Origin of the sequence: Salmonella sp. SAL4457 (genome assembly GCF_046548235.1) — a bacterium.
In the GTDB taxonomy this organism is placed as follows: Bacteria; Pseudomonadota; Gammaproteobacteria; order Enterobacterales; family Enterobacteriaceae; genus Salmonella; species Salmonella enterica.
Window position 1 is genome coordinate 1 of record NZ_JBGDZO010000528.1, and the last position, 270, is coordinate 270.

The 270-nt window shown below is 66.3% G+C and carries 1 protein-coding gene; it reads right to left on the reverse strand.

Annotated features, from left to right (window positions below):
• A partial coding sequence (locus ACLJNW_RS25345) for a hypothetical protein (protein WP_410961384.1) occupies nucleotides 1-270 on the reverse strand: 270 nt, incomplete at both ends.

Below are 270 nucleotides of genomic sequence, written 5' to 3' on the forward strand. Positions count from 1 at the left end.
GTCGATGCCCTTGCCGAGCAGTTCGCGGTTCAGCGCGCGCATCTGCACATCGGCTTCGGCGAGGCTGGCGACCCTGGCCCTGGCTTCGTCCTGGCTGAACAGCAGTTCCGGATTGTCTTGTTCCAGGCGCTGCTTCCAGCCCAGCCGCGCTTCGCGGTTGAGCATGCGGCGCACCGTGGCTTCGAGTTCTTCGACGGGAATCGCGTCGAGTCGTTCCTGGCGCTGGCGCAGCAGGGCCAGGAATTCCAGGTCGGTGGCTTCGAGCTGGCC